Raw genomic sequence first — 22,367 nt, 5'->3', positions numbered from 1 at the left:
AGTTTGTTCACACTGAAATCTGGAGACACACGATGGACTGGAATCAAATTGAAGGAAACTGGAAGGAGCTCCGAGGCAAAGTGAAGGAGCAGTGGGGCAAGTTGACTGACGACGATCTCACCGCGATCAACGGCAAGCGCGACCAGCTCGAAGGTCGGCTTCAACAGCGATATGGCTTTGCAAAGGATCAGGTTCGCAAGGACATCGACAGTTGGTTCTCTGCCCTCAAGTAAGTTGTCGTCCTTGTTCTCCGGGGGCGTTGCGTGATGCGGCAGCGCGACCCGGTGCATTCTCGACTCACACATCCCCAGGAGGAGAATTCATGCGGAAGACCCTTATGCTCGTCACGACTGCGGTCTTGCTGACCGGCACTGCAATGACTGGATCGGCAGTCGCGCGGGACCGTTCGGACCCCATAGAGCTGACCGCGGGCCAAATCACAGATCAGGCGGCGGCGCGCGCCGCCCAGATGAAGGCTGACCTGCGTCTCACACCGGAGCAGGAGAAGAACTGGTCTGCTTTCGAAACCGCAGCGGTGGATATGTGGAAGAAGCAGACCGAACAACGGATTGCCTGGCGAAATGCCCACGCCAGGCAACGGGGCAGCGTCGATCTCATCGACCAGATGCGCAGCGATGCTGACCAGCAGATCGACGAGGCGAATGCCCGCAAGAAGCTCGCAGACGCCGCCCAACCGCTTTACAGCAGTCTCGACGATCAACAGAAGCGCCGCTTTACGGACGCACTTTTTCGCAGGGATCGCGCTCGCTGAGCTCATTGAAATAAGGCCGCCCGTTGAGGCGGCCTTATCATTGGCGGAGCGCCGCTATGCGCGCGTCACGATTTCGGGGGCGCCTTCTTTTCGAAGGCCGCAGTCACCTCTTCCTTATCGATGCGAGCGCCGGGTTTACCTGGTTGGTTGAGGTTTTGCTCTTCCGTGCCGTCTCCCATCATTCCCTTGTGCTTGTCGGCAGAGGTCTTTTGGGCAGAGGCTGATGGCTTATTTGTCATTGGAAGTACTCCGTGCGCAGACGCGCGGTAACTCAACGAACCCTTCGATCAAGGGTTCCGGATCGCCGCCGGGCTCATCCAGCAACTCCGAAACGAAAGCTGTCCACCGAGGCGGCAATAAACGTTCGCCCACCCAGTAGTGGGATACCGAGCGCGACCGCATCGAACGGTGCATGCGCAAAGAGATAATGTCGGGTGCCGGACATAGTTGATTTGCATCAATCGGGCCTTCTCTTGCGGCTCTAGGCTCATCTTCCAGTTGAATGCGGTGAGACTCTCTCTCACGGGGGCCAATCATGATTGATGAAAAGACGTCAGGCGGTGCGGACCCGCCTTCGGGCGTGATCTTTCAGAATCCGGATCAATGCCTGCCCGCTGCTGAGTTGACGGATCCACGGCTCACCGCAGTTCGATTGCGTAAGGCGCTTGCGAAGAGCGAAGCACTGCTTCTTCAAAAGGACGAATTGATCCACAGACAGCAACTCTTGAAGGCGGAATCCGACCATCGGCTGTTGAACGATCTCCAGATGACCATCAGCCTTCTTTCGCTGCAGAGCCGCAATTCGACCAGCCCTGAAGCGGCCTCACAATTGCTCGCGGCGGCCAATCGCGTCTCGATGATTGCACGCATCCACCATCGCCTTCATTCGCACGAGGGTGTGAGAACAATCGAATTCAGGAAATTCCTCCAGGATCTTGGAGGCGAATTTTCCGCTATGTCGTCGTCTGACGCCTCCACGGAGAAAATCAGGGTCGAAGGCATTGAAATCGATTTGCCCGCCCTCATCGCCATTCCGCTCGGCTTCATCGCCAACGAGTTGATCACAAACGCGGCAAAGTACGGCAAGGGCCGGATTGCCATCTCGTTGGGGCCGGACCCGAAACATGGCTACGCGCTATCGGTCTCCAATGATGGCCCGCCTCTGCCTGAGGGATTCGATCCCGGCGCCAGCAAAGGCCTGGGGATGAGAATTGTTCGATCCTTTACCGACCAGATTGGCGGTGAATTGCAGATCGGCCGTGGTGCCGACGGCCAGGGCGCACGATTTACCGTGCTGTTTTCTGCACCGACTGAAGCAAGCGTTTAGGCGCCGTCACCAAACACCCCGACAAACGACGGCCGCGGGAATCTAGACCGCCAAGACTAAAAGGACCGTCGTCGGCTCTAGCGGATAGGCGGCAACATTTCGGACTGATCCAATAGCGTTTGGAAACACTCGCACGACCGCTTCTCCAGACGCTTGCGGTCCAATATCGTGATCATGCCCCTGCTGTATGAAATGAGACCCTGAGCTTGAATCTTGCTGGCAATTTCAGTCACTGAAGTGCGCCGCACGCCGAGCATCTCAGCCAGAAACTCCTGCGTCAGCCCAATCCTGTCGCCGCCAGCTCTGTCAGCAGACTGTAACAGCCATCGACAGAAACGCGCCTCTATGGGGTGTAACGCATTGCAGGCCGCCGTTACCCGTGCCTGCGACAGCAACACCTCATTGTAGTTGACACAGAGATCCCGAATGACGTCGCTTCTTTGCACGGCTTTCCTAAATCTGGTCGCGGCGATCCTGGTTGCACTCATCGGAAGCTGAACGACGACTCGCACCATCGAGGTGTACAACCCCAATCCGGCCATTGCGCCCACGACGCCTTCGCGCCCCACAGTGGCCGTTTCAATGGCCTTCCCGTCTCGCATCACCGCAAGGAGTGAGAGCATCCCGTCATGTGGGAAAAGCACTTCCGAAATTTCGTCGCCAGGCTCTGAAAGCGTTGCGCCCTGCGGCAGGGACAGGTCTTCCAAATGCGGCACGAGAAGCTCGAAATGTGCACGCGGCAGCGCGGCCAACAACCTGTTGTCCAACGCGCGGCCCTGATTTGAAAGTTTCACTGCGGTTTTCCTGCCCGGTCGGTCGAGCCTCTTTCCGCAGGGGTGAGTGTGACGCTCCGAGTGGGCGTCCAACGGTACCCGCTATATAGGCTTGACCGGGATCGCTTGTCGGTCCGCTACCCGTCATAGGCGTGACGAGGCGGGAACCTTTCCATTGTCAGCGTGAATTGGCCAGCATCTGCGCAGGGTTGCGAGCAATAGGCAAATCGATCTTTATTTGCCAAACCGACATAGCTCGCCCAATCCGCACGCTTGCTTTCTGCGCTGCGCGCCTCCGAGGTTTCTCCGAAAGCTCCCGACTACGGCCTCGGCGCCTTCCTGCAGGTCGGATTTCTCCATTATTCTCTGACATGTCCCCAGCCGATGGATGGGCTTTGAAGCCAATGCCGTGATGACGGTTCTGCAGGCTTCTTCCTGAAACAAGTACTTTCATGATAGCGTGATCATGATGATGCCGCGGGGAAAGTCATCGCGGTGGGTCAAGATCCTGACCGCCCGGGGCCTGCTTGTCTAATCCGGTGATCCGGCTGATGAAACAGGGGGACGCGGACGCATGAAGGCTGACGTTGCATCACCTGCGGCTCCCCAGGCCGTCCCCCCTTCGGCGGAGGCATTTGCGAAGCTGCCGCAGCCCGCAGATCCTCTGCTGCCGATCATGCCGGACGCGACCGCCAGACCTCCTCTCGCGAGCGCGCTCATCAAAGCTGCGCCAGTACACGATTTCAATCTTGCCCGGGACCTGAGCTTGTTCACGCGCGTGCTTCGGCAGGCTGAAGGCGGGCGACGGGTGGTGGCGATTTTCATTGCTTCGACTGTCATCACAATTGCCAACATGTTTGGACAAGTCCAACTCAACGATTGGAACGGCCGGTTCTTCGACGCCGTCGGCCGCAAGGACCTGTCGGGCTTCGTTCACGATCTCCAGACGTTTGTCGTCATCATCGCTATTTTGTTGGCGCTCACGGTCGCAAACACCTTTCTCCAGGAGCGCCTGAAGTTTCGACTGCGGGAGTGGATCACCCGTCACCTCCTGGCCGAGTGGCTCAAGCCGCTGCGCGTCTATCAGCTCGGCTTTGCCGGCGAGTATGGTCACAACCCGGACCAGCGCATCCAGGAGGATACGCGCCTTTTGGGCGACTACACCGCCGACCTCGGCTGCGGCATCGTCTATTCCTTGCTTCAGCTCATAGCTTTCGTCGGGATGCTTTGGACTCTCTCGGCGCAAGTCACTTTCCAGGTCGCGGGCTACGACATCGCCATTCCCGGCTATATGGTCTGGTGTGCGCTCGCTTATGCCTCGATCGGCTCGGCTCTGACCTGGATCGTGGGGCGGCCGCTGATCGCCCTGAACGGCGAGCGATATGCTCGTGAGGCGGAATTCCGCTTTGCACTCGTTCGGGTCAACGAGTCCGGCGAGAGCATCGCACTGCATGGCGGGGAAAATGACGAACGGCGGCATCTCGAGGCCGCGCTCGCGGCTGTCGTGGACACGATGCGGCGGATATCCTCTTCGCTCGCTCACCTGACCTGGATCACATCAGGCATCGGCTGGCTGTCGTTGGTCGTTCCGATCCTGGTGGCAGCACCGGCCTATTTCGGCGGCAACCTGACGCTGGGCGGCCTGATCATGGTGGCGGGCGCGTTCACCCAGGTACAATTGGCGTTGCGATGGTTCGTCGATAATTTCTCACGGCTCGCCGACTGGCGTGCAGCGGTCCACCGGGTCGCGCGGTTTCGCGAGGCCCTCGACAACCTGCCTGCGATCGAACAGGGCGCTGAGGAAATCAAACGCGCGCTGCACCCGGACGGAAATCTTGCTTTCGAGGGGGTGCGGATCCTCCTGCCGGATGGGCATATCGTCATCGATGACGCGACCGTCAGCATCACCCCAGGCGAACGGGTACTGATCGTCGGCGACACCGGAAGAGGAAAATCGACGCTGTTCCGCGCCGTGGCGGGCCTCTGGCCGTGGGGATCCGGGACAATCCTCACGCCTGCGCCCGAGGCCATGGCGTTCCTGCCGCAGCGCCCTTACCTGCCGCTGGGCACGCTCCGAAACGCCCTGAGCTATCCGAGCCCGGCCGACGCCTTCCTTGACGCGGATGTGCGACAAGCCCTGGAGCGGTGCGATCTCGGCGATCTCATTCCCAAGCTCGACAAGACCGAGCGCTGGGACAAGGAACTTTCGCTTGGCGAACAGGAGCGCCTCGCTTTTGCGAGGCTTCTCCTGCACAAGCCTGGGTGGGTCTTTCTCGACGAGGCGACAGCCGCGCTCGACGAAGACAGCCAGCGCCGCGTCATGCGCCTGTTCGATGACGAGTTGAAGCAGACCACCGTGTTGAGCATTGGTCACCGACCGGATCTTGCCGTCTACCACACCCGAACGCTCCAGCTTGTTCATGGACGTGACGGCGACCGGCTCAAGCTCAAACCGCCCCCCGCTCCGCCTCCGCCTCGGCGCTGGCTGCAACGGCTCGACGATTGGCTGCTGACTATCCGAACATGATGACGGGGCGTTTCGAACCACCTTCATCCTTGATTTGAGTCAACTAGTGTCGCGGCGCTGCGAAACTACCGCAGTGGTAGCAGGTCGAGCTGACTCTGCGCCTTCTTGACGGCCGCCGCGAACCAGCTCTGACTCGGCGCCGCCTTGGCGAAGCACGCCGTGAAGGCGGTCATGGCATTGTCTTCGCGGGTCATGTCGCCCCGCGGGTCTTTCTTGTCGACGGGCTTGGCCATCATCTGCTTCCAGACCTTCTCGCAGGTCGGGATCGGGGCCGACTTCACGACGTCCCGCGCCGCGACGAAGAACACTTTCTCGCCCTGGATCGCAACGACGTCGATTTCGTCGGGCGGTCCCTTCAGATCGCCATTGCCGCGCAGGCCCAGCACGGCGACCGCGACGCTCGCGCCCGCCGGCTTGGTGACCGGCAGCTCAGCATATTTGGCGAAGGCGGCGTCCTGGATGGCGTAATAGTAGAAGCGGTCCGACCTGAGCGCGGCACCGATCTCCTGCGGCAGGCCGTCCTCGCGGCGCTCGCGCAGCCAGTGCCTGAGCAACCCGGTCGTCGTCACCACGGCCTGCATCTTGTCGCCGTCGGAAGCGAAGCCGAGCCCGTCGAGATGGCCGAAGCCGGAGTCATCCCTGAAGAGCGTGTCGACGTTGGACTTGCCGTCTCCCGAGAGCCCTTTGATCGTGACCGGACCCATCAGGCCGCGCAACACGCTCGTCAGCTCTTCCAGAGCCGCGTCATGCTGCTTGGAGAGCTCGTCGCTCTCCTTCGCCTTCGAGAACTTTGCGATGTAGCGATCGCGGAGGTCGAGATAAGACTGCTCGGGCGCTGCGGCCTGGACGGGCGCCGCCAGGACGATCAGGCAGAGCAAGGCATAGGATTTCATGGGGATCCGCGGAACTGGGGATATCTCCCATCTTTGTGGCCCTGCGAAACCGGAAGGTTCATCCCGACGACCGTTTCACCGTGCCCTACTCCGCCGGCGTCAGCTGCCGGCTCAGCCGCATCGCAGCGGTCTCGCGCACGCGGACACGGGCACGGCGCTTGCGCCACCAGATCACGACGCCGGTGACCGAGAGCGCGGCCACCACCAGCCCCATGATCGAGATCAGGATGCGGCCGAACAGGCCGACGATACGGCCCGAATGCAGGGGGAACTGCGCCTGGACGAAGATATCGGCGGCGGTGCCGACCCAGGGCAGCCGTTCGCCGATCGGGCGGCCGTCCTCGCTGTCGTAATAGAGCTGGGCCGGGCCGACGCCGCCGGCGCCGTGATCGTCGCCGGGGTGGAAGAAGGCGGCGGCATAGACGCCGTGAGCCGGGCCGTAATTGATCGAGCCGACCGGGATGGTCCAGCCGCGCGCCTTGCCGTCGGCGGCAGCGCGTGCGGCGATGTCCGCGAAGCTGACCTTGGGCTCGATGGGATCGTCGAGATCGCGATAAGGCCGCTGCTCATAGGGTGTCGGCGTGTAGTTCGACACCATCTTCATCAGCGGCGAGAACACCTCGAAATAGAGGTTCAGCGAGAACGCCGTGAAGGCGATGACGAACAACACGCCCCAGGTCCAGAGACTGAAGGCGCGGTGGATGTCGAAATTGATCCGGTAGGCGCTGCCGGAGGTCTTGATGGTCCAGGCCGGCGCCCATCGCGCCCAGAAGCCGCGCTCGAGCTGGCGCGTGACGGCAGGTGCCCGCGCCGCCTTGGCCCGCCGGCGCGACGGCAGCGTCAGATAGAAGCCGACGAAGCAATCGATGGTCCAGATGATCGCGATGACGCCGAGCACGCGCATGCCCCAGCGATCGCTGCCCCAGAACTCCGGAATGTGCATCGTGTAGTGCAGCTTGTAGAGAAACGAGACGAAGTTTTCCCGCGTCACCGGCCACACCGCGCCCCAATAGCGGCGGCCCAGCTCCGCGCCGGTGTTGGGATCGAGGAAGACCTGATTGTAGTCGAGCGCGTAGCGCTTGCCGGTCGCCGGATCGATCCGCGGCATCACGAAGAACCACAGCGAATGGCCCTGCTCCGGCGTCATGAAGAGGTAGACGACACGCGCACGGGGATCGCGTTGCTCGATTGTCCTGGCGAGCTCGATCGAGGGGATCGCCGGGCCTTTGCTCCTGACGTCGAACAGATGGCTGTTGAGGACGTCGTCGAGTTCGTGATCCCAGGAGATGATCGCTCCGGTGATGCCGGAGAAGAACAGGAATCCGGCCGTGAGCAGTCCCGCCCAGCGATGCAGTCTGCCGAATATCGCTCTCATCGTCTTGCACTCACCAGCGGTAAGTTAGCTTGCCGATCGCCTTGCGTCCCTCCGCGTAGAAGCAGCCTGACAGGCTGTAGCAGGCGGCAACATAGCGGGTGTCGGCAAGATTGGTGACGTTCAGCGACAAGCGCCAATTGTCACGGGTGTAGGCGAGCAGTGCGTCGAGCACGGTCGCCGATCCCACCTTGAAGGTATTGGCATCATCGCCCCAGGTCGCGCCGACATAGCGGATGCCGCCGCCGAACTGCAAGCCGGCGAGCAGCCCGTTCTGGAGCGTGTAGTCGCTCCACAACGAGGCGCGGTTGAGCGGCACGGTGACCGGAGCCTTGCCGACATTCACCGGATCCTGCGTGACCATGGCATCGACATAGGCATAGGCGGCACGCAGGTTCCAGCCGTCGGCGAGCGACATCGTGCCTTCAAGCTCGATGCCGCGCGATTTCACCTGCCCGGTTTGCTCGGCGATGTAGAGCGGCGGTGCGTAGGTGACGACGTTATCGCGCGTCAGGTCGAAGGCCGCGAAGGTGAACAGCGCATTCCAGCCGAGCGGCTGGTACTTGACGCCGACCTCGTACTGGACGCCGGTCTCGGGATTGAGCATCTGTCCGGACGCGCCGGTCGCGAGCACCGGCAGGAACGATTCCGAGTAGCTGAAGTAAGGTGCGATGCCGTTGTCGAAATTGTACATCAATGCCGCGCGGCCGGTGAAGGCCGATGCATCTTTCGCGACAGTGGTGTTCGCGAGGCCGCTGTCGACCTGCGTCGTCACGAAATCCTGGCGGCCGCCGAGCTGGAACGACAACCGGCCGAGCTTGATCTGGTCCTGCGCATAGAGGCCCACCTGCGACTGCTTGACCCCGGTATTGTCGCTCATGGCGCCGACAGTCCAGTCGTAGCTGTAGGCCGGGTTGAAGACGTTGATCTCCGGCGCTGACGTCGTGACCGAGAAAGCGGTGTCGCGGAAGGAGGTGTTGCGATAGTCGACGCCGACCAGCGTGGTGTGGCTGAAAATGCCCGTGGTGAACTTGCCCTGGAGCTGATTATCCACCGCGAAGGAATTGATGTAGGAGTTGCTGTAGCTGCCGAAGCGCGCGAGCTGCCCCGCGGCCTCGTCGGTGTAGCCGCCGCCGTAAAACACCTTCTCCTCGTTGTGCTGATAGGCATAGCGCAGGTTCTGCCGGAACGTGATGTTGTCGGTGAAATTGTGCGAGAGCTGGTAGCCCGCGGTTGCGATCTCGGTGTTGAAAGCGTTGAAGCTCGGCACGCCCGCGAAGAACGAGACCGGGATGGTGCGGCCGTTGTTCGGCCACACCGTGCCCGAGGCCGGCAGGAACTGCAGGCCCCACCCTGCCCGGTCGCGCTGGTAATTGGCGAGCAACGTGATGGTGGTGTCCTCGTTCGGCTTGAACGTGACGGCGGGCGCGATGAAGACGCGGTTGTCCTTGGTGAAGTCGACCTGGGTCTCGCCGTCGCGGACGACGCCGGTGAGGCGCCACAGCACCGTGCCGTCCTTGTTGGCGGAGCCGCCCATGTCGAACTGGCCCTGATAGCGGTTGAAGCTGCCGCCGGAGACCGAGACCTCGCCGAACTGCTGCGCCGTCGGCAGCTTGGTCACGTAGTTGAGGATGCCGCCGGTACCGCTGCCGCCGTACATCGCCGATGACGGGCCCTTGAGCACCTCCAGGCGCTCGGCGCCGTAGGGATCGAGGCCGTTGAAGTGCACGTAGTTGCTGGAGGGGATCCGCAGGCCGTCGACGTAGAGACCCGACATGGTGGTGTCGAAGCCGCGGATCTGCAGAGCGCCGAAGCGGGTGTCGGAGCCGCCATTGACGTCGCCGCTGACGCCGGCGGTATAGCGCAGGGCCTCGCCGATCGAGACCGCGCCCTGGTTCCTGACCTGGTCGGTGGTGACGACGGAGACCGACTGCGGGGTTTCGATCAACGGCGTATCGGTCTTGGTTGCCGTGCCGCTTCGCGTCGCAACGAAACCGCGCACCGGACCATTGGCGCGTTCGCCCGTCGCGCCGTTCGACGACGCCGACTGGGTCGGCGTGGCCGGCTGCGCGGGAGAGCGACGATTCGCGCGCGAGGTGCGTGTCGCCGCCCTTCGCGACGAAGCAACCGCCGCAGGGCGGGTGCGCTGAACCGGCGCGTCGACGGTGACGGCGGGAATCTGCGTCTGCGCCTCCACGGAACCAAAGGGAACCACGAGCGAGAATGTACTGACCGCCCCGAGCAGCAGCACCCCAATCTGTCGATGGCGCGTGTCCCCACGCGAAGAAAATTGGAAGTCGGTCACGTCGATCGAGGCCCCACGCACTGCCGGCTTTGCCGGTATCATTTTTGATGACCCGCCCTAACTCAGGCAATTTGCGAGTGCGATAGGAACGCCGTTAGAATTTCTCCAGACCTGTGTGCCGCACGTGCGACGAATGCGCTCACGCGCAATGCGCCGTCGCTTCTTTAGAACTGGAATACTTCCAGACTAACTCGGCAATCTGTTTGAGACGCCGCCGTAGGCGATGGCTGCATCGCGCGATCAGCGTTGCGAGCGAAGCCGAAGGCGCGAGCCGTTGAAGGTTACGCTTCGGCCGCGTGACAACAGGTTGCGGCGGTGCTCTTTTCGCCGGTTACCACGCTGCGGCTATTGCGGTCCGGCGGGATGTCGCCGGCAGCATTGGCCGCGAAGAAGCCGGTCGGCTTCAGCATGAATCCGGCGTATTCGACCGGCATGATCGGAAAGTCCTCGGGCTTGCAGACATGGGTGTGGCCGAAGGAGTGCCACACCACGATGTCGGCATTCTCGATGTTGCGGTTCTGCGCGGCGTAACGCGGCAGGCCGTCGCCGCCGGCATGGACGTTCGGATAATCGCCGCTGGCGTATTTCTCGGCGGGATCGAATGCAGTCACCCAGACATGCTTGGTTGCAAAGCCGCCGCGCCTGCGCACATAGCTGCCCTCCTGCGCCAACATCAAGGGGCTTGGATTGACCACGAGCTTGTAGGCCGGCGCGCCGCCGACCGAATTGGTCTCGTTGGGATTATTGATCTTCCAGAACCGGCCGGTCTCGCCGTTGGCGACCGCCGCGGCGTCACGCTCGCGCGACAGCACGCGCGTCGTGGTGTCGAAGACGTTGCCGTGCGGATTGTCGTCGCCCCAGGGCCGCGGCACGAACTCGTGCTCCGTCACCGTGTTGCCGCCGCCGTCGAGATCCATGTGCAGGCGCACGTTGAAGAAGTGCTGGTGCGTTGGGCCGCCGAGATTGTCGTCGACCATGCCGCCCCATTTGTAGGTCTTGCCTGACGGCACGGCGGCGGTCTGGATGATGCCGGTGAGTTTTGTCTCCAGCTGGATCGTGCCGTCCTGGTATAGATACCAGTAGAAACCGTAATCGTAATTGCCGACAGTCGCGAAGAACGAGATCACGAGCCGCCGGGATCTGCGGACCTCAAACAGGCCGTTGCGGAATTCGTAGTGCTTCCAGGCAATTCCGTAGTCTTCTTCGTGCATGCAGATGGCGTTCTGCATGACGAAGGGCTCGCCCTTGCTGTCGGCGGCCGGCACGTCGAAATAGTGGATGTTGCCAAGGCAGTCGCAGCCGAGCTCAAGCGCATTGGCGAGCATGCCGAGGCCGTACTCGCCGGCATCGAACGCCGACTTCCAGAAATGGTTCGCGGTCGGGTCCGCGTAAGGAACCACCATCTCGGTGACGCTGGCACGATGGATCAGCGACCGCTTGCGCGCGCCGTCCTGGTAGGCAAGCTGATGCAGCACGAGGCCCTCGCGCGGCGTGAAGCCGACGCGAAAGCTCCATTTCTGCCAATCCACTTTCCAGCCATCGACCTTGAAGCTTGCACCCTCGGGCTGCTCGATATGCAGCGGCTTGATGTCGGTGCGCGGATTGGTGACTTCATGCGCGCCGTAGTTCCGCTTCTTGCGCGGGATCGGCACGATCGGATCTGCGTCCGTGAGATCGATCACCTTACCGGCGATCAGGTCGACGACGGCCACCACGCCCTCGATCGGGTGGGCGTAGCCGTTGTCCTGCAGATGCTCGCGGAAAAAGCTGACGGCGCGCACGATGCGGGCGCCGCGCTCGTACTCGAAATCGAAGAAGCCCGAGGAGAACGGATCGACCTGTACCAGCTCGATGTCCTTGTCGGTCAACCCGCGCCGAACCATCGCCGCGCGCCAGCCGGGATCGGCCTTCACCACGGCCTCACACTTGAAGAATTCCTCCAGCATCACCGGCGGCTGCCCATAAGGCGCCTCGCGGTTCGGAATGACCTTGCGGCCGACGATCTCACTGCGGCCGAGATCGACGATGTGCTCGATCGCCTCGCCCGTGGTGATGTCCAGGGTCAGCGCGAAGGCGCGGCGCCCTGCTGCGCCCGCAGCCAGCTCCTGCCTGGTCGGCTCCTCCAGCCGCACCGTCGGGAAGCGGCAGTTTTCCGGCGAGGCCGCAGCGGCGCGCACCAGCGTGCAGGCGGCCGCGATCTCCTCGGCTGTCAGCGGATCGAGCGGATGCGGCGTCGCGGTCTGCGCGGGGGATTTGGCTTTGACGGTATCGAGCATGGTGATGTCCAGAGGTCAGCGCGGGGCAAGATGCGCGGTGATGGCGCGGAAGGCGGCGAGCCAGCGATGGTCGAGCGGAATGTCCATCGCCTTCGGCTGGGTCGCGAGCTTAACGATGACGGTGTCGGTGGCCGCGTCGATGTAGAGCCACTGGCCGTGGATGCCGATCCCGGCCAGATCGTTACGTGAGGGATCGATCGTGTACCATTTGCTGCGGTAGCGGGCGCCCGGGAAGATGTCGGCGAGATCGCCGTCCGTCCAGGCTTGCGGATCGCCGTTCTCGTGGATGTCGTCGATCCACCAGCCCGGCACCACCTGCCGCCCCTCGACCACGCCGCGGTTGCGGATCATCTCGCCGAAGCGCAACAGGTCGCGCGCGGTCACTGAGAGCCCGCCGGCGATGCGGCCCATGCCGTGGCCGTCAAGCGTCATGGAGCCGTCTTCCTCGGCACCCAGCGGCTGCCAGAGATAGTCCGACAGGATGCGCGGATAAGGCATGCCGCAGGCACGCTCATAGACCCAGCCGAGCACCTCGGTATTGGTCGAGACGTAGTGGAACACCTTGCCGTGCGGCTTGCCGGTGCCGCGCAGCGTGGTGAGATAGGCGCGTTGATGGCCGGGCTCGACGCCGGGCGGCGGCACGTCCCAGCCCGAGGAGAAGCGATAGCGCGCGACATCGCCCGCGGGGTCCTCGTAGTCTTCCTCGAACTTGATCGCGACCGCCATATCGAGGACGTTGCGCACGGTGCAGCTGCCATAGACCGAGCTCTCCAGCTCCGGCACGTAGCGCACCACCCTCGCCTCCGGATCGAGCAGCCCACGCGCGGCCAGCACGCCGCCGAGCGTGCCCGCGACCGACTTGCTGATCGAGCAGATCAGATGCGGCGTGATCGCGCTCATGCCGTCGCCGTACCATTCGTGGATCAGCGTGCCCCGCTGCATGACCAGCAGCGCATCGCCAAAGGTCTCGCGCAGCGTCGCCTCGATCGTGGTCGGCTTGCCGTCGGGTGCTGTGAAGCCGAGCTTCTGAAGCTCGTGCGGCGCGCTCGGTATCGGCGTCGGATGCGCGGAGCGGCGGACCTCGGCGGTCGGCAGCACTTCGCGGGTGTGGGTAAAGCCCCAGCGGATCGCCGGAAAGCTGCGCCAGTTGGCGCGCGTCACCTGGGCCTCGGGCGCGGGCGGACTGCCGCGCATGACATCGGTCGGTCGCATCTCGATCCTCCGCGAAGCGCCACCCCGACTGCGATGTCGGAACGGCAGGACGCAAGCCTGCACCGCGGCGTCGTCAGGCGTTATCGAGATCCGGCAATATTTTGCTGGACTCGAGCGTCGGGCGTGCCAGTCTGGGCGCTATTCCCTCTGGTTTGGGCTGATCATTTTCCACGTATCGTCATGATCTTGAGCGCAACTCCTCCGATTCAGGACTCGGCTGCCAGCCTGCTTCAGGTGAGCAGCACGGATGTCGACGAACACTGCGGCGGCCTCGGCCGCTGGCGGCTGAGCTACGATCAGATCAGCGCTGGCGCTTTCCGGGGCAGCTTCACGCAACTCTCCCTGCCCCACCTGGAGGTGTTCCGCGAGATCACCAGCCAGCAGGTCCGCCAGTACGGCCAGCTCGGTGCCGACAGTTTTGGCATCGGCCTGCCCTGGCACGGGGATGGCGAGGTCAATTGCAACGGCGCCAGCGTGGCCGGCGCCCAGGTCATCGCCTGCGTCGACGCAGAGGTCGACATGTGCACACCGAAGGCGTTCGAGCTGCGCGGCGTCGTCGCCAGCGCGGCCCTGATCGAGGAGCTGGCCGCCCGCCTCGACATCGCGCTGCCGCGCGCCGTCTGGCATCAGCTGAGGGTCATCGAAATGGCGGAGGCGCCGGTCTTGCGGCTGCGCGCCCATCTTGCCGCGATCTACGAGACCGTCTCCGCCGCCCCCAAACGGTTCGACGATCCCGTGGCGCGGCAGGCGCTGGAAGACGCGCTCCTCGTCGAGATCATGGACATGCTGCCGACGGCGCGCACCAGCGATCCCGGCCGCAGCGCGGCTGCACGGAGGCGAACCGTCGATCGCGCCCGCGAGTTGATGCATGGCAGCGGCGATCGCTCGCTCTCGCTGCTGGAGGTCTGCAAGGCGGTTGGCGCCAGCCCGCGCAAGCTCGGCTATTGCTTCAAGGAGGTCTTGGGCACGAGCCCGATGCACTACTGGCGGGCGATGCGGCTGAACCGCGTGCGCCGTGACCTCAAGCGCGCCGGCGGCATCGAGACGTCGATCTACGACATCGCCGTGCAGCACGGCTTCTGGCACTTCAGCCAATTCTCGCTCGACTACAAGCGCCACTTCTCCGAAAAGCCCTCGGAGACGCTGCGGCGCGCCAGGCTGGCCGCCTGACGCGCTCGTTCGCCTTGTCAATGGGCTGGCATAATCTACCGCCCCTTGAAGCGCGGCTTGCGGCGGCCCAGGAACGCATCGACTCCCTCTTTGTGATCCTCGCTGAGGCTGGCGAGCGCGAACTGGTCGACGTCCATGTGGCTGGCGAGATCGTCCAGCGCATGCGCGAGCCGGTTGACGGTCAGCTTCGTCATCGCTACCGAGAGCGGCGGCTGCGCGGCGACCTTGCGGGCGAGCTCCATGGCGGCATCGAAGGCATGGCCGGGATCGACGACCTCCTCCACAAGACGCCACTCGTGGGCCTCGTCCGCCGAGATGCGCTGGTCGGCCAGGATGACCGCCTGCTTGGTGCGGGCGGGTCCCATCAGATGCAGCATGCGCGGATGCTCTGCCAGCTCATGTTCATGCCGAGCCCGATTTCAGGCACGCGCAGATGCGCATCGCGGCCCATGATCCGGAAGTCGAGCGCGACGGCGAGGGCCACCCCGCCGCCGACGCAAAAGCCCTCGATCGCCGCGATCGTGATCTGCTCCATCTCCTGCCAGGCGTGCGTCAGACGCGGCCCGAGCTTGAGGTGCCGCCGCAGGGTGCCGAGATCCATCTCCTTGCGCGAGCGCCCTTCGGTATCCTTGAGATCGAAGCCGGCGCTGAATGCGCCCGAGCTGCCGGTCAATACGACGACCGACGTCGCGGAATCGTCCTCGAAGCTGCGCGCCGCCGCGGTGAGCTGCCGCAACGCCTCGGGCGACAGGGCATTGATGCCGTCGCCTCGATCGAAACGCACCACCGCAATCCGGCCCTCGGGCCCGAGGCCCTTTTCGATCTTCACGTAGTCCGTCAACGAAATCTCCCCTCTGCTTTGCGGCAATGCTAGCCTACATCCGGCCTCACGAATACGGGACCCGGTTGCGCCGCAGCGCATACTCGACAGGCCCGGGCCATTGCGCTTATCTTCGCCACCATGAGCCATGATCACGACCACCATCACCACCACGATCACGACCATTCCGAGCTGTCGGAGACCGAGCTGCGCGTGCGCGCGCTCGAGACAATCCTGACCGAAAAAGGCTATGTCGAGCCAGCCGCGCTCGACGCCATCATCCAGGCCTATGAGACCAAAATCGGCCCGCATAACGGCGCCCGCGTCGTTGCCAAGGCCTGGACCGATCCGGCGTTCAAGCAGGCGCTGCTGGAGGATGGCTCCAAGGCGATCGGCACGCTCGGCCATGTCAGCCGCGTCGGCGACCATCTCGTCGTGGTCGCGAACACGCCGCAGCGCCACAACATGGTCGTGTGCACGCTGTGCTCCTGCTACCCCTGGGAAATGCTGGGGCTGCCGCCGGTCTGGTACAAGGCCGCGCCCTACCGCTCCCGTGCCGTGAAGGACCCGCGCGGCGTCCTCGCCGATTTCGAAGTCACTCTGCCGAAGGATGTGGAAATCCGGGTGTGGGACTCCACGGCAGAGACCCGCTTTCTGGTGCTGCCGATGCGCCCCGCAGGCACCGAGGGGTGGAGCGAGGAGCAGCTCGCCGAACTCGTCACGCGCGATTCCATGATCGGCACCGGATTCCCGCGACAGCCGGGGGCGCCGTCATGAACGGCGTGCACGACATGGGCGGCATGGACGGGTTCGGCAAGGTTGAGCCGGAGCCGGACGAGCCGATGTTTCATGCGCATTGGGAAGAGCGTGTGCTGGCGATGGTGCGCGCGATGGGCGCGGCCGGTGCTTTCAACATCGACACCTCGCGCTTCTATCGCGAGACGCTGCCGCCGGAGGTTTATCTCTCGAGCTCCTATTACAAGAAATGGTTTCTCGGTCTCGAGGAGATGCTGATCGAGAAGGGCTACCTCTCCCGCGAAGAGGTCGCCGCCGGCCATGCGATGCAGCCGGCAAAGGCGCTCAAGCACGGCAAATTCGATCTCACCCAGGTCGAGCGCGTCATGGTGCGCGGCAAGTTCGGCCGCACGGCGCCTGCGCCCGCCAGGTTCAACATCGGCGATCGCGTGCGCGCCAGGAACATCCATCCGGCCACGCACACGCGGCTGCCGCGCTATGTCCGCGGCCATGTCGGCGTGGTCGAGCTGAACCATGGCTGCCACGTGTTTCCGGACACGGCGGCGATGGAGCGCGGCGAACATCCGCAATGGCTCTACACGGTCGTGTTCGAAGGCCGCGATCTCTGGGGCGAGGACGGTGATCCCACCCTGAAGGTCTCGATCGACGCCTTTGAGCCTTATCTGGATCCGGCGTGATGAGCAGTGCGGCAGCGGCGGTCGCGACGGCGGCCATTCCAAGCATTCCCCGCGATGACGACGGCCCGGTGTTCCGCGCACCCTGGGAGGCGCATGCCTTCGCGATGGCCTTGACGCTGCACGAACGCGGCGTGTTCACCTGGCCGGAATGGGCGGCCGCCCTGGCCGCCGAGATCAAGCGCGCACAGGCCGCCGGCGATCCCGATACGGGCGAGACCTATTATCTGCACTGGCTCGCGACGCTGGAGGGCTTGGTTGCGCGCAAGGGTGTTGCGTCGACGGAGACGCTGCATCGCTATCGCGATGCCTGGGACCACGCGGCCGATCGCACCCCGCACGGCAAGCCGATCGAGCTCAGGCCGGAGGATTTTGGGTAGGTCGCGCTGCACTCGTGCCCCGGAAAGCTGCAACGCGCAAGCGCCGCGTCCGGGCACGCGAGAAATGCGTGGCTCCTATCGCCCCGCCACGAACTCCCGCCATCCCTTCGCCCGCAGGCTGCATGCCGGGCACTCGCCGCAGCCATAGCCCCACTCGTGCTGCGCGCCGCGTTCGCCGAGATAGCAGGTGTGGGAGTGCTCGCGGATCAGGTCGACCAGCCCCTCGCCGCCGAGATCCTGCGCGAGCTGCCACGTCGCGGCCTTGTCGATCCACATCAGCGGCGTATGCAGCTCGAATTTTCTGGCCATGCCGAGCGAGAGCGCGGCCTGCATGGCGCGGATGGTCTCGTCGCGGCAATCGGGATAGCCGGAATAGTCGGTCTCGCACATGCCGCCGACGATATGCGTGATGCCGCGCCGGTAGGCCAGCGCCGCGGCGAAGGTCAGGAACACCAGATTGCGGCCGGGCACAAAGGTATTCGGCAGGCCGTCGGCGCCCATTGCGATCGCGACGTCGCGCGTCAGCGCGGTCTCGGACACCGCCGCCAGCGTCGGGATCGACAGCGTATGGCTCTCACCGAGTTTTGCCGCCCAATCCGCACGCAGGCCCTTGATGCCGTCGAACAGCCGCTCACGGCAGGTGAGCTCGATGGCGTGGCGCTGCCCGTAGTCGAACCCCAGCGTCTCCACGCGCGCAAAACGGTTCAGCGCCCAGGCAAGGCAGGTGGTGGAATCCTGGCCGCCGGAGAACAGCACCAGAGCGGTTTGTGATGAAAATGCGTCACTCATGGCCCGCGCTTTAGCACTGCGGGCGCTCCTCGCCAATTGGCGGCCATTCGTTGGAAATCCGCCCGTTCCGCGCGCCCGCGCTGGGAACGGCGGCCCGCTTTTGGCATAAGGCTTTGGACCCAGGAGACCGTCCCGCAATGACCCCTTCCCACGACATTTCTCGCCTGATCGAGATCATGGCGGCGCTGCGCACGCCGGTGACCGGCTGCCCCTGGGACCTCGAGCAGGATTTTGCGACGATCGCGCCCTACACGATCGAGGAGGCCTATGAGGTGGTCGACGCCATCGACCGTGGCGATCTCGATGATCTCAAGGACGAGCTCGGCGACCTCCTGCTCCAGGTGGTGTTCCACGCCCAGATGGCGTCCGAGCAGAACGCTTTCGCGTTCGGGGACGTCGTCGAGGCCATCACGCGAAAAATGATCCGCCGACATCCCCACGTCTTCGCCGACAAGGACGGCAATCTGGCCTCGCATCACGTCAAGGAAGTCTGGGACCGCATCAAGGCCGAGGAGAAAGCCGAGCGCGCCGCGCGCCGGCCGCCGGAGGAAGTACCCGCGCACAAATCTCTGCTCTCGGGCGTGAAAGCCGGCCAACCCGCGTTGACGCGCGCCATGGAGCTGCAGCGCAAGGCCTCCACCGTCGGCTTCGACTGGAACGACCCGCGCGCGGTCCTGGCAAAGATCCGCGAGGAAGCCGACGAGATCGAGGCCGCGCTCGACCACAACGACAGCGAGGGGCTTGCGGAAGAGACCGGCGACCTGATGTTCGCCCTGGTCAATCTCGCCCGCCATGTTGACGCCGATCCGGAAGCCGCGTTGCGCGCGACCAATGCGAAATTCGAGCGGCGCTTCGCCTATATCGAACGGGCGCTTGAGGCGCAGGGCCGGACGCTGGAGCAGGCGTCGCTGGCTGAGATGGATGCGCTGTGGAATGCTGCGAAGACGGCTACCTGATACGAGGATACCCAGTGGACATTATCGCACCCTCGGGATCAAGCCACGCGCGGCACCGCGTCGAACCTCGACACAACGATATCCCGCTTGGTCTCGTCCACCCTCACGGTCATATCAAAACGGCCGTCGTGCAGCTCTTTCGCGAGCACCTCGGCGTTGCGATGCAGCCAGCTGATGCCGGCGCCATCGGCGGCGTCGATCGAGAGGTCGAGCGTGGTTCGCTTGGCCGCCAGCCGCTCCTCGATCGCGGCGAGCAAAGCGTCGACGCCCTCGCCTGACACGGCGGACACGAGCATCGCGGGATGATCCTCCGGCCTGCGCGCGGCGATGTTCAAAAGCTCTTCGCGCTGCTCGGAATCGTAGCGGTCGATCTTGTTCCAGACCTCGATGATGCGGCCTGAGTCATCGGGGTTGATGCCGAGCTGGCGCAGCACGGCGTCGACGTCGCTCTGCTGGGCCTCGGCATCTTCATGGGATATGTCGCGCACATGCAGGATGACGTCGGCTTCGAGCACCTCCTCCAGCGTGGCGCGGGAAGGCGGCGACGAGCTGGGTCGGCAGGTTGGAGATGAAGCCGACGGTGTCCGACAGCATAGCCTTGCCGCCATGCGGCAGGTTGAGGGCGCGCAAGGTCGGATCGAGTGTCGCGAAAAGCATATCCGCCGCCTGCACGTCGGCGCGGGTCAGGCGGTTGAACAGCGTCGACTTGCCAGCATTGGTGTAGCCGACCAGCGCGACGACGCGATACGGCACCCGCTGGCGGCCGGCACGATGCAGTCGCCGCGTCGCCTGCACCTTCTTCAGCTCGCTTTCGAGCTTGGAAATGCGCTCCTGGATCAGGCGTCGGTCCGCTTCGATCTGCGTCTCGCCGGGACCGCCCATGAAGCCGAAGCCGCCGCGCTGGCGCTCCAGATGGGTCCATGAGCGCACCAGGCGCGAGCGCTGATAGTTGAGATGCGCCAATTCGACCTGGAGCGAACCTTCCTTGGTCTTGGCGCGGCGGCCGAAGATTTCCAGAATCAGCCCGGTGCGGTCGAGCACCTTGGCTTGCAACTCCTTCTCGAGATTGCGCTGCTGGATCGGTGCCAGCGCGCAATCCATCACCACGAGCTCGACATCGAGGCTCTTGGCCAGCGCGGCGATCTCTTCGACCTTGCCCTTGCCGATGTAGGTCGCGGGGCGGATCTGGTTGATCGGCGCGATGATCGCGTCTGCAACGACGAGATCGATCGCGCGCGCGAGGCCGGCGGCTTCATCGAGCCGGGCTTCGGCATTGCGTTGGATATGACTCTCCGATTGCGCTTCGGCACCGCCTGCGCGCACCCGCAAATAGGGGCCGATGACAAGCACCCGCCCCGTCTGCTTAGCCCCTGCCGACCGCGGACGGTCGGCATCCCCGTCGAAATTCCGGGGTTCCAATCAGATCACTCTCAAGCCGGCTGATCCTCGCCACCTTCGAACAACTGGATCGGCGCACCCGGCATGATGGTCGAGATCGCATGCTTGTAGACGAGCTGCGAATGACCGTCGCGCCGAAGCAGCAAACAGAAATTGTCGAACCAGGTCACGATGCCCTGGAGCTTCACTCCGTTGACCAGAAAGATCGTCAGTGGCGTCTTGGTTTTGCGAACGTGGTTGAGGAAGGTGTCCTGCAGGTTTTGTGCGCGGTCTGCCGCCATTGTTTTTTTCTCGCTTTGAGTTTCTTTTTATTGCGCCGGTTGCGGCCCTCTTTGTGACGTTCGGGGCCTCTCCCGGTTGCCGTTCCTCATGAGATCCCCCTCGGAAGGAACAGCTGTGCGATTAGAGGACAGGTGGACTTATTAGGCAAGCCGCTTCAAGCGGCAGCCGGCGCCGTACTGCCCCGAAAAACTACGGAATTCGATCAATTTCCTCGCTTTACGCATAAGGTGACGTCGCGGCGTTAGAATCTTGTTTTTAACGGCGTTTTCCCAACGCGAACCGGTGCCCTGCGTGGTACGAAAACGGGTCAGCCGACACCGAGTGCTTTCAACTTTCGATGCAGCGCCGACCGTTCCATGCCAACGAACTCGGCTGTGCGAGAAATATTTCCTGAAAAACGGCTGATCTGTGCAATCAAATAGTCGCGTTCGAACACTTCGCGGGCCTCGCGCAGCGGCAGGCCCATGATGTGCTCGCCATTGTTGCTGGTCGGCATCGCCGGCACCATCGAGCCGACATCCTGCGGCAACATGTCAGCGGTGATAATGACCTCGGGTCCGCCCGCAGCCAGAATCATGACTCTCTCAACGTTGTTGCGGAGCTGGCGCACATTGCCCGGCCAGACGTGCGATTGCAGCACCGCCATCGCGTCCTGCCCGATCTGCCGCTTGGGCAGGCCGCTGCCGGCGGAGATCTGCTCCATGAAATAATCGATCAATTCCGGGATGTCCTCGCGCCGCTCCGACAGCGCAGGCACGCGGATCGGCACCACCGAGAGCCGATGATAGAGGTCCTCGCGGAAATGGCCGGCTGCGATCTCCTCTTCGAGATTGCGCGCGGTCGAGGAGATGATGCGGACGTCGACCTGCATCTTGGCGGTGCCGCCGACGCGCTGGAACGACTGCTCCACCAGCACGCGCAGGATCTTGTTCTGGGTTTCGCGCGGCATGTCCGCGATCTCGTCGATGAACAGCGTGCCGCCATGGGCTTCCTCGAGCGCGCCGGGCTTGCGCGCCTGCTCGCCGTTGGACTGTTCCACGCCGAACAGCTCGTGCTCCATGCGGTCGGGCGTGATCGCGGCTGCGTTGATGACGACGAAGGGACCGTCGGCACGTCCGGAGGCCGTATGCAGCGTGCGCGCCGTCAATTCCTTGCCGGCGCCGGCGGGACCGACGATCAGGATGCGGCTGTTGGCCTTGGCGGCGCGCTCGATGGTCTGGCGCAGTTGGTTCATGCTGGGCGAGCGGCCGACGAGCGAGCTGGCGCTCGGCGCCAGCTGCTTCAGCTCCTTGACCTCGCGCTTCAGCCGCGAGTTCTCCAGCGCTCTGGTGGCGACCAGGATCAGCCGGTCGGCCTTGAACGGCTTTTCGATGAAGTCGTAGGCGCCGCGCTTGATCGCGGCGACGGCGGTCTCGATGTTGCCGTGGCCGGAGATCATCACGACCGGCAGGTCGGCATTATCCTTCTTGACCTGCTCCAGCAACTGCAAGCCGTCGAGCTTCGAGCCCTGCAGCCAGATGTCGAGAAACACCAGATGCGGCCTGCGGTTGCCGATTTCAGCCAGCGCGGAGTCGCTGTCGCGTGCGGTCCGCGTGACGAAACCCTCGTCCTCGAGAATGCCCGCAACGAGATCGCGAATATCGGCTTCGTCATCGACAATCAGAATTTCACTAGCCATGGGTCGC

General features: G+C 63.8%; 19 protein-coding genes and 2 pseudogenes. 9 read left to right on the top strand and 12 right to left on the bottom strand.

Annotated elements, in window-relative coordinates; genetic code table 11:
* Positions 1-32 precede the first annotated feature (32 nt).
* A complete protein-coding gene (locus CIT39_RS17330) occupies positions 33-233 on the top strand; it encodes a CsbD family protein (protein WP_094973892.1) in 201 nt (66 codons plus the stop codon).
* A gap of 89 nt (positions 234-322) precedes the next feature.
* A complete protein-coding gene (locus tag CIT39_RS17325) occupies positions 323-772 on the top strand; it encodes a Spy/CpxP family protein refolding chaperone (protein WP_094973891.1) in 450 nt (149 codons plus the stop codon).
* Between the two features lie 65 nt (positions 773-837).
* On the opposite strand, the gene CIT39_RS17320 is transcribed toward CIT39_RS17325, so the two are convergent.
* Positions 838-1,011, bottom strand: a complete 174-nt coding sequence (locus CIT39_RS17320) for a hypothetical protein (protein WP_162848655.1) — start codon at positions 1,009-1,011, stop codon at positions 838-840.
* A gap of 296 nt (positions 1,012-1,307) precedes the next feature.
* On the opposite strand from CIT39_RS17320, the gene CIT39_RS17315 reads away from it, so the two are divergent.
* Positions 1,308-2,099 carry a sensor histidine kinase gene (locus tag CIT39_RS17315; protein ID WP_094973890.1) on the top strand — a complete coding sequence of 264 codons (792 nt, stop codon included), beginning with the start codon at positions 1,308-1,310 and terminating at the stop codon, positions 2,097-2,099.
* Between the two features lie 77 nt (positions 2,100-2,176).
* Here CIT39_RS17315 and CIT39_RS17310 read toward each other — a convergent pair whose 3' ends face one another.
* Complete coding sequence (locus tag CIT39_RS17310; RefSeq protein WP_202975556.1) at positions 2,177-2,893, bottom strand: Crp/Fnr family transcriptional regulator; 717 nt, start codon at positions 2,891-2,893, stop codon at positions 2,177-2,179.
* A gap of 553 nt (positions 2,894-3,446) precedes the next feature.
* On the opposite strand from CIT39_RS17310, the gene CIT39_RS17305 reads away from it, so the two are divergent.
* Positions 3,447-5,399, top strand: coding sequence for an ABC transporter ATP-binding protein/permease (locus tag CIT39_RS17305; protein WP_109853903.1), 1,953 nt, complete (start codon positions 3,447-3,449; stop codon positions 5,397-5,399).
* Between the two features lie 65 nt (positions 5,400-5,464).
* Here CIT39_RS17305 and CIT39_RS17300 read toward each other — a convergent pair whose 3' ends face one another.
* The 5 genes from CIT39_RS17300 to CIT39_RS17280 form a co-directional block, all read right to left on the bottom strand.
* Complete coding sequence (locus tag CIT39_RS17300) at positions 5,465-6,292, bottom strand: hypothetical protein (RefSeq protein ID WP_094974171.1); 828 nt, start codon at positions 6,290-6,292, stop codon at positions 5,465-5,467.
* 85 nt (positions 6,293-6,377) lie between these two features.
* Positions 6,378-7,667, bottom strand: a complete 1,290-nt coding sequence (fsrB, locus tag CIT39_RS17295) for a siderophore utilization protein FsrB (protein WP_094974172.1) — start codon at positions 7,665-7,667, stop codon at positions 6,378-6,380.
* Between the two features lie 10 nt (positions 7,668-7,677).
* Positions 7,678-9,666 (bottom strand): TonB-dependent siderophore receptor, encoded by a 1,989-nt coding sequence (locus CIT39_RS17290; RefSeq protein WP_162308900.1) that lies wholly within the window; start codon positions 9,664-9,666, stop codon positions 7,678-7,680.
* 584 nt (positions 9,667-10,250) lie between these two features.
* Positions 10,251-12,245, bottom strand: a complete 1,995-nt coding sequence (locus CIT39_RS17285) for a primary-amine oxidase (RefSeq protein WP_094974173.1) — start codon at positions 12,243-12,245, stop codon at positions 10,251-10,253.
* A gap of 15 nt (positions 12,246-12,260) precedes the next feature.
* Positions 12,261-13,457, bottom strand: a complete 1,197-nt coding sequence (locus tag CIT39_RS17280; RefSeq protein ID WP_094974174.1) for a serine hydrolase domain-containing protein — start codon at positions 13,455-13,457, stop codon at positions 12,261-12,263.
* A gap of 180 nt (positions 13,458-13,637) precedes the next feature.
* Between CIT39_RS17280 and CIT39_RS17275 the strand changes: the two genes are divergently transcribed.
* Entirely contained in the window at positions 13,638-14,627 is a 990-nt protein-coding gene (locus CIT39_RS17275; RefSeq protein ID WP_094974175.1) for a helix-turn-helix domain-containing protein, read from the top strand.
* A gap of 35 nt (positions 14,628-14,662) precedes the next feature.
* Here CIT39_RS17275 and CIT39_RS17270 read toward each other — a convergent pair.
* Positions 14,663-15,468 (bottom strand): annotated as a pseudogene (locus tag CIT39_RS17270) (enoyl-CoA hydratase/isomerase family protein).
* Positions 15,469-15,588: 120 nt separating this feature from the next.
* Between CIT39_RS17270 and nthA the strand changes: the two are divergent.
* The 3 genes from nthA to CIT39_RS17255 are packed head-to-tail and all read left to right on the top strand — an operon-like array spanning position 15,589 to position 17,257.
* Positions 15,589-16,224 (top strand): nitrile hydratase subunit alpha, encoded by a 636-nt coding sequence (gene nthA, locus CIT39_RS17265; RefSeq protein ID WP_094974177.1) that lies wholly within the window; start codon positions 15,589-15,591, stop codon positions 16,222-16,224.
* Positions 16,221-16,880, top strand: a complete 660-nt coding sequence (gene nthB, locus CIT39_RS17260) for a nitrile hydratase subunit beta (RefSeq protein WP_094974178.1) — start codon at positions 16,221-16,223, stop codon at positions 16,878-16,880. The genes nthA and nthB overlap by 4 nt, the downstream gene beginning before the upstream one ends.
* Complete coding sequence (locus tag CIT39_RS17255) at positions 16,880-17,257, top strand: nitrile hydratase accessory protein (RefSeq protein ID WP_162308544.1); 378 nt, start codon at positions 16,880-16,882, stop codon at positions 17,255-17,257. Before nthB ends, CIT39_RS17255 begins: the two co-directional genes overlap by 1 nt.
* 75 nt (positions 17,258-17,332) lie before the next feature.
* Here the strand turns inward: CIT39_RS17255 and queC are convergent, their stop codons facing one another.
* Positions 17,333-18,046: a 7-cyano-7-deazaguanine synthase QueC gene (gene queC / locus CIT39_RS17250; protein ID WP_094974180.1), complete on the bottom strand. Its 714-nt coding sequence runs from the start codon at positions 18,044-18,046 to the stop codon at positions 17,333-17,335.
* A 137-nt stretch (positions 18,047-18,183) separates the two neighbouring features.
* Here queC and mazG point away from each other — a divergent pair, with 137 nt between their 5' ends.
* Complete coding sequence (gene mazG, locus CIT39_RS17245) at positions 18,184-19,002, top strand: nucleoside triphosphate pyrophosphohydrolase (RefSeq protein WP_094974181.1); 819 nt, start codon at positions 18,184-18,186, stop codon at positions 19,000-19,002.
* 38 nt (positions 19,003-19,040) lie between these two features.
* On the opposite strand, the pseudogene hflX reads toward mazG, so the two are convergent.
* The 3 genes and pseudogenes from hflX to ntrX all read right to left on the bottom strand — a co-directional run bounded on the left by hflX (position 19,041) and on the right by ntrX (position 22,360).
* Positions 19,041-20,421, bottom strand: a pseudogene (gene hflX, locus CIT39_RS17240) (GTPase HflX).
* An 11-nt stretch (positions 20,422-20,432) separates the two neighbouring features.
* The gene (gene hfq, locus CIT39_RS17235; protein WP_007591126.1) at positions 20,433-20,681 is read right to left on the bottom strand and encodes an RNA chaperone Hfq; all 249 of its coding nucleotides are present in this window, start codon (positions 20,679-20,681) and stop codon (positions 20,433-20,435) included.
* Positions 20,682-20,989: 308 nt separating this feature from the next.
* Entirely contained in the window at positions 20,990-22,360 is a 1,371-nt protein-coding gene (gene ntrX, locus CIT39_RS17230) for a nitrogen assimilation response regulator NtrX (RefSeq protein ID WP_094974183.1), read from the bottom strand.
* Positions 22,361-22,367: the final 7 nt, after the last annotated feature.

The sequence above is a fragment of the Bradyrhizobium symbiodeficiens genome (genome assembly GCF_002266465.3).
Taxonomy (GTDB): domain Bacteria; phylum Pseudomonadota; class Alphaproteobacteria; order Rhizobiales; family Xanthobacteraceae; genus Bradyrhizobium; species Bradyrhizobium symbiodeficiens.
Note: the sequence above shows the minus strand (reverse complement) of the source record. Positions and strands in the feature narration are given on the sequence as shown.

Coding starts and splice junctions, on each gene's coding strand:
- CIT39_RS17330 (WP_094973892.1), top strand. CDS start 33: ATGGACTGGAATCAAATTGAAGGAAACTGGAAGGAGCTCCGAGGCAAA.
- CIT39_RS17325 (WP_094973891.1), top strand. CDS start 323: ATGCGGAAGACCCTTATGCTCGTCACGACTGCGGTCTTGCTGACCGGC.
- CIT39_RS17320 (WP_162848655.1), bottom strand. CDS start 1,011: ATGACAAATAAGCCATCAGCCTCTGCCCAAAAGACCTCTGCCGACAAG.
- CIT39_RS17315 (WP_094973890.1), top strand. CDS start 1,308: ATGATTGATGAAAAGACGTCAGGCGGTGCGGACCCGCCTTCGGGCGTG.
- CIT39_RS17305 (WP_109853903.1), top strand. CDS start 3,447: ATGAAGGCTGACGTTGCATCACCTGCGGCTCCCCAGGCCGTCCCCCCT.
- CIT39_RS17300 (WP_094974171.1), bottom strand. CDS start 6,292: ATGAAATCCTATGCCTTGCTCTGCCTGATCGTCCTGGCGGCGCCCGTC.
- fsrB (WP_094974172.1), bottom strand. CDS start 7,667: ATGAGAGCGATATTCGGCAGACTGCATCGCTGGGCGGGACTGCTCACG.
- CIT39_RS17285 (WP_094974173.1), bottom strand. CDS start 12,245: ATGCTCGATACCGTCAAAGCCAAATCCCCCGCGCAGACCGCGACGCCG.
- CIT39_RS17280 (WP_094974174.1), bottom strand. CDS start 13,457: ATGCGACCGACCGATGTCATGCGCGGCAGTCCGCCCGCGCCCGAGGCC.
- CIT39_RS17275 (WP_094974175.1), top strand. CDS start 13,638: ATGATCTTGAGCGCAACTCCTCCGATTCAGGACTCGGCTGCCAGCCTG.
- nthA (WP_094974177.1), top strand. CDS start 15,589: ATGAGCCATGATCACGACCACCATCACCACCACGATCACGACCATTCC.
- nthB (WP_094974178.1), top strand. CDS start 16,221: ATGAACGGCGTGCACGACATGGGCGGCATGGACGGGTTCGGCAAGGTT.
- CIT39_RS17255 (WP_162308544.1), top strand. CDS start 16,880: ATGAGCAGTGCGGCAGCGGCGGTCGCGACGGCGGCCATTCCAAGCATT.
- queC (WP_094974180.1), bottom strand. CDS start 18,046: ATGAGTGACGCATTTTCATCACAAACCGCTCTGGTGCTGTTCTCCGGC.
- mazG (WP_094974181.1), top strand. CDS start 18,184: ATGACCCCTTCCCACGACATTTCTCGCCTGATCGAGATCATGGCGGCG.
- hfq (WP_007591126.1), bottom strand. CDS start 20,681: ATGGCGGCAGACCGCGCACAAAACCTGCAGGACACCTTCCTCAACCAC.
- ntrX (WP_094974183.1), bottom strand. CDS start 22,360: ATGGCTAGTGAAATTCTGATTGTCGATGACGAAGCCGATATTCGCGAT.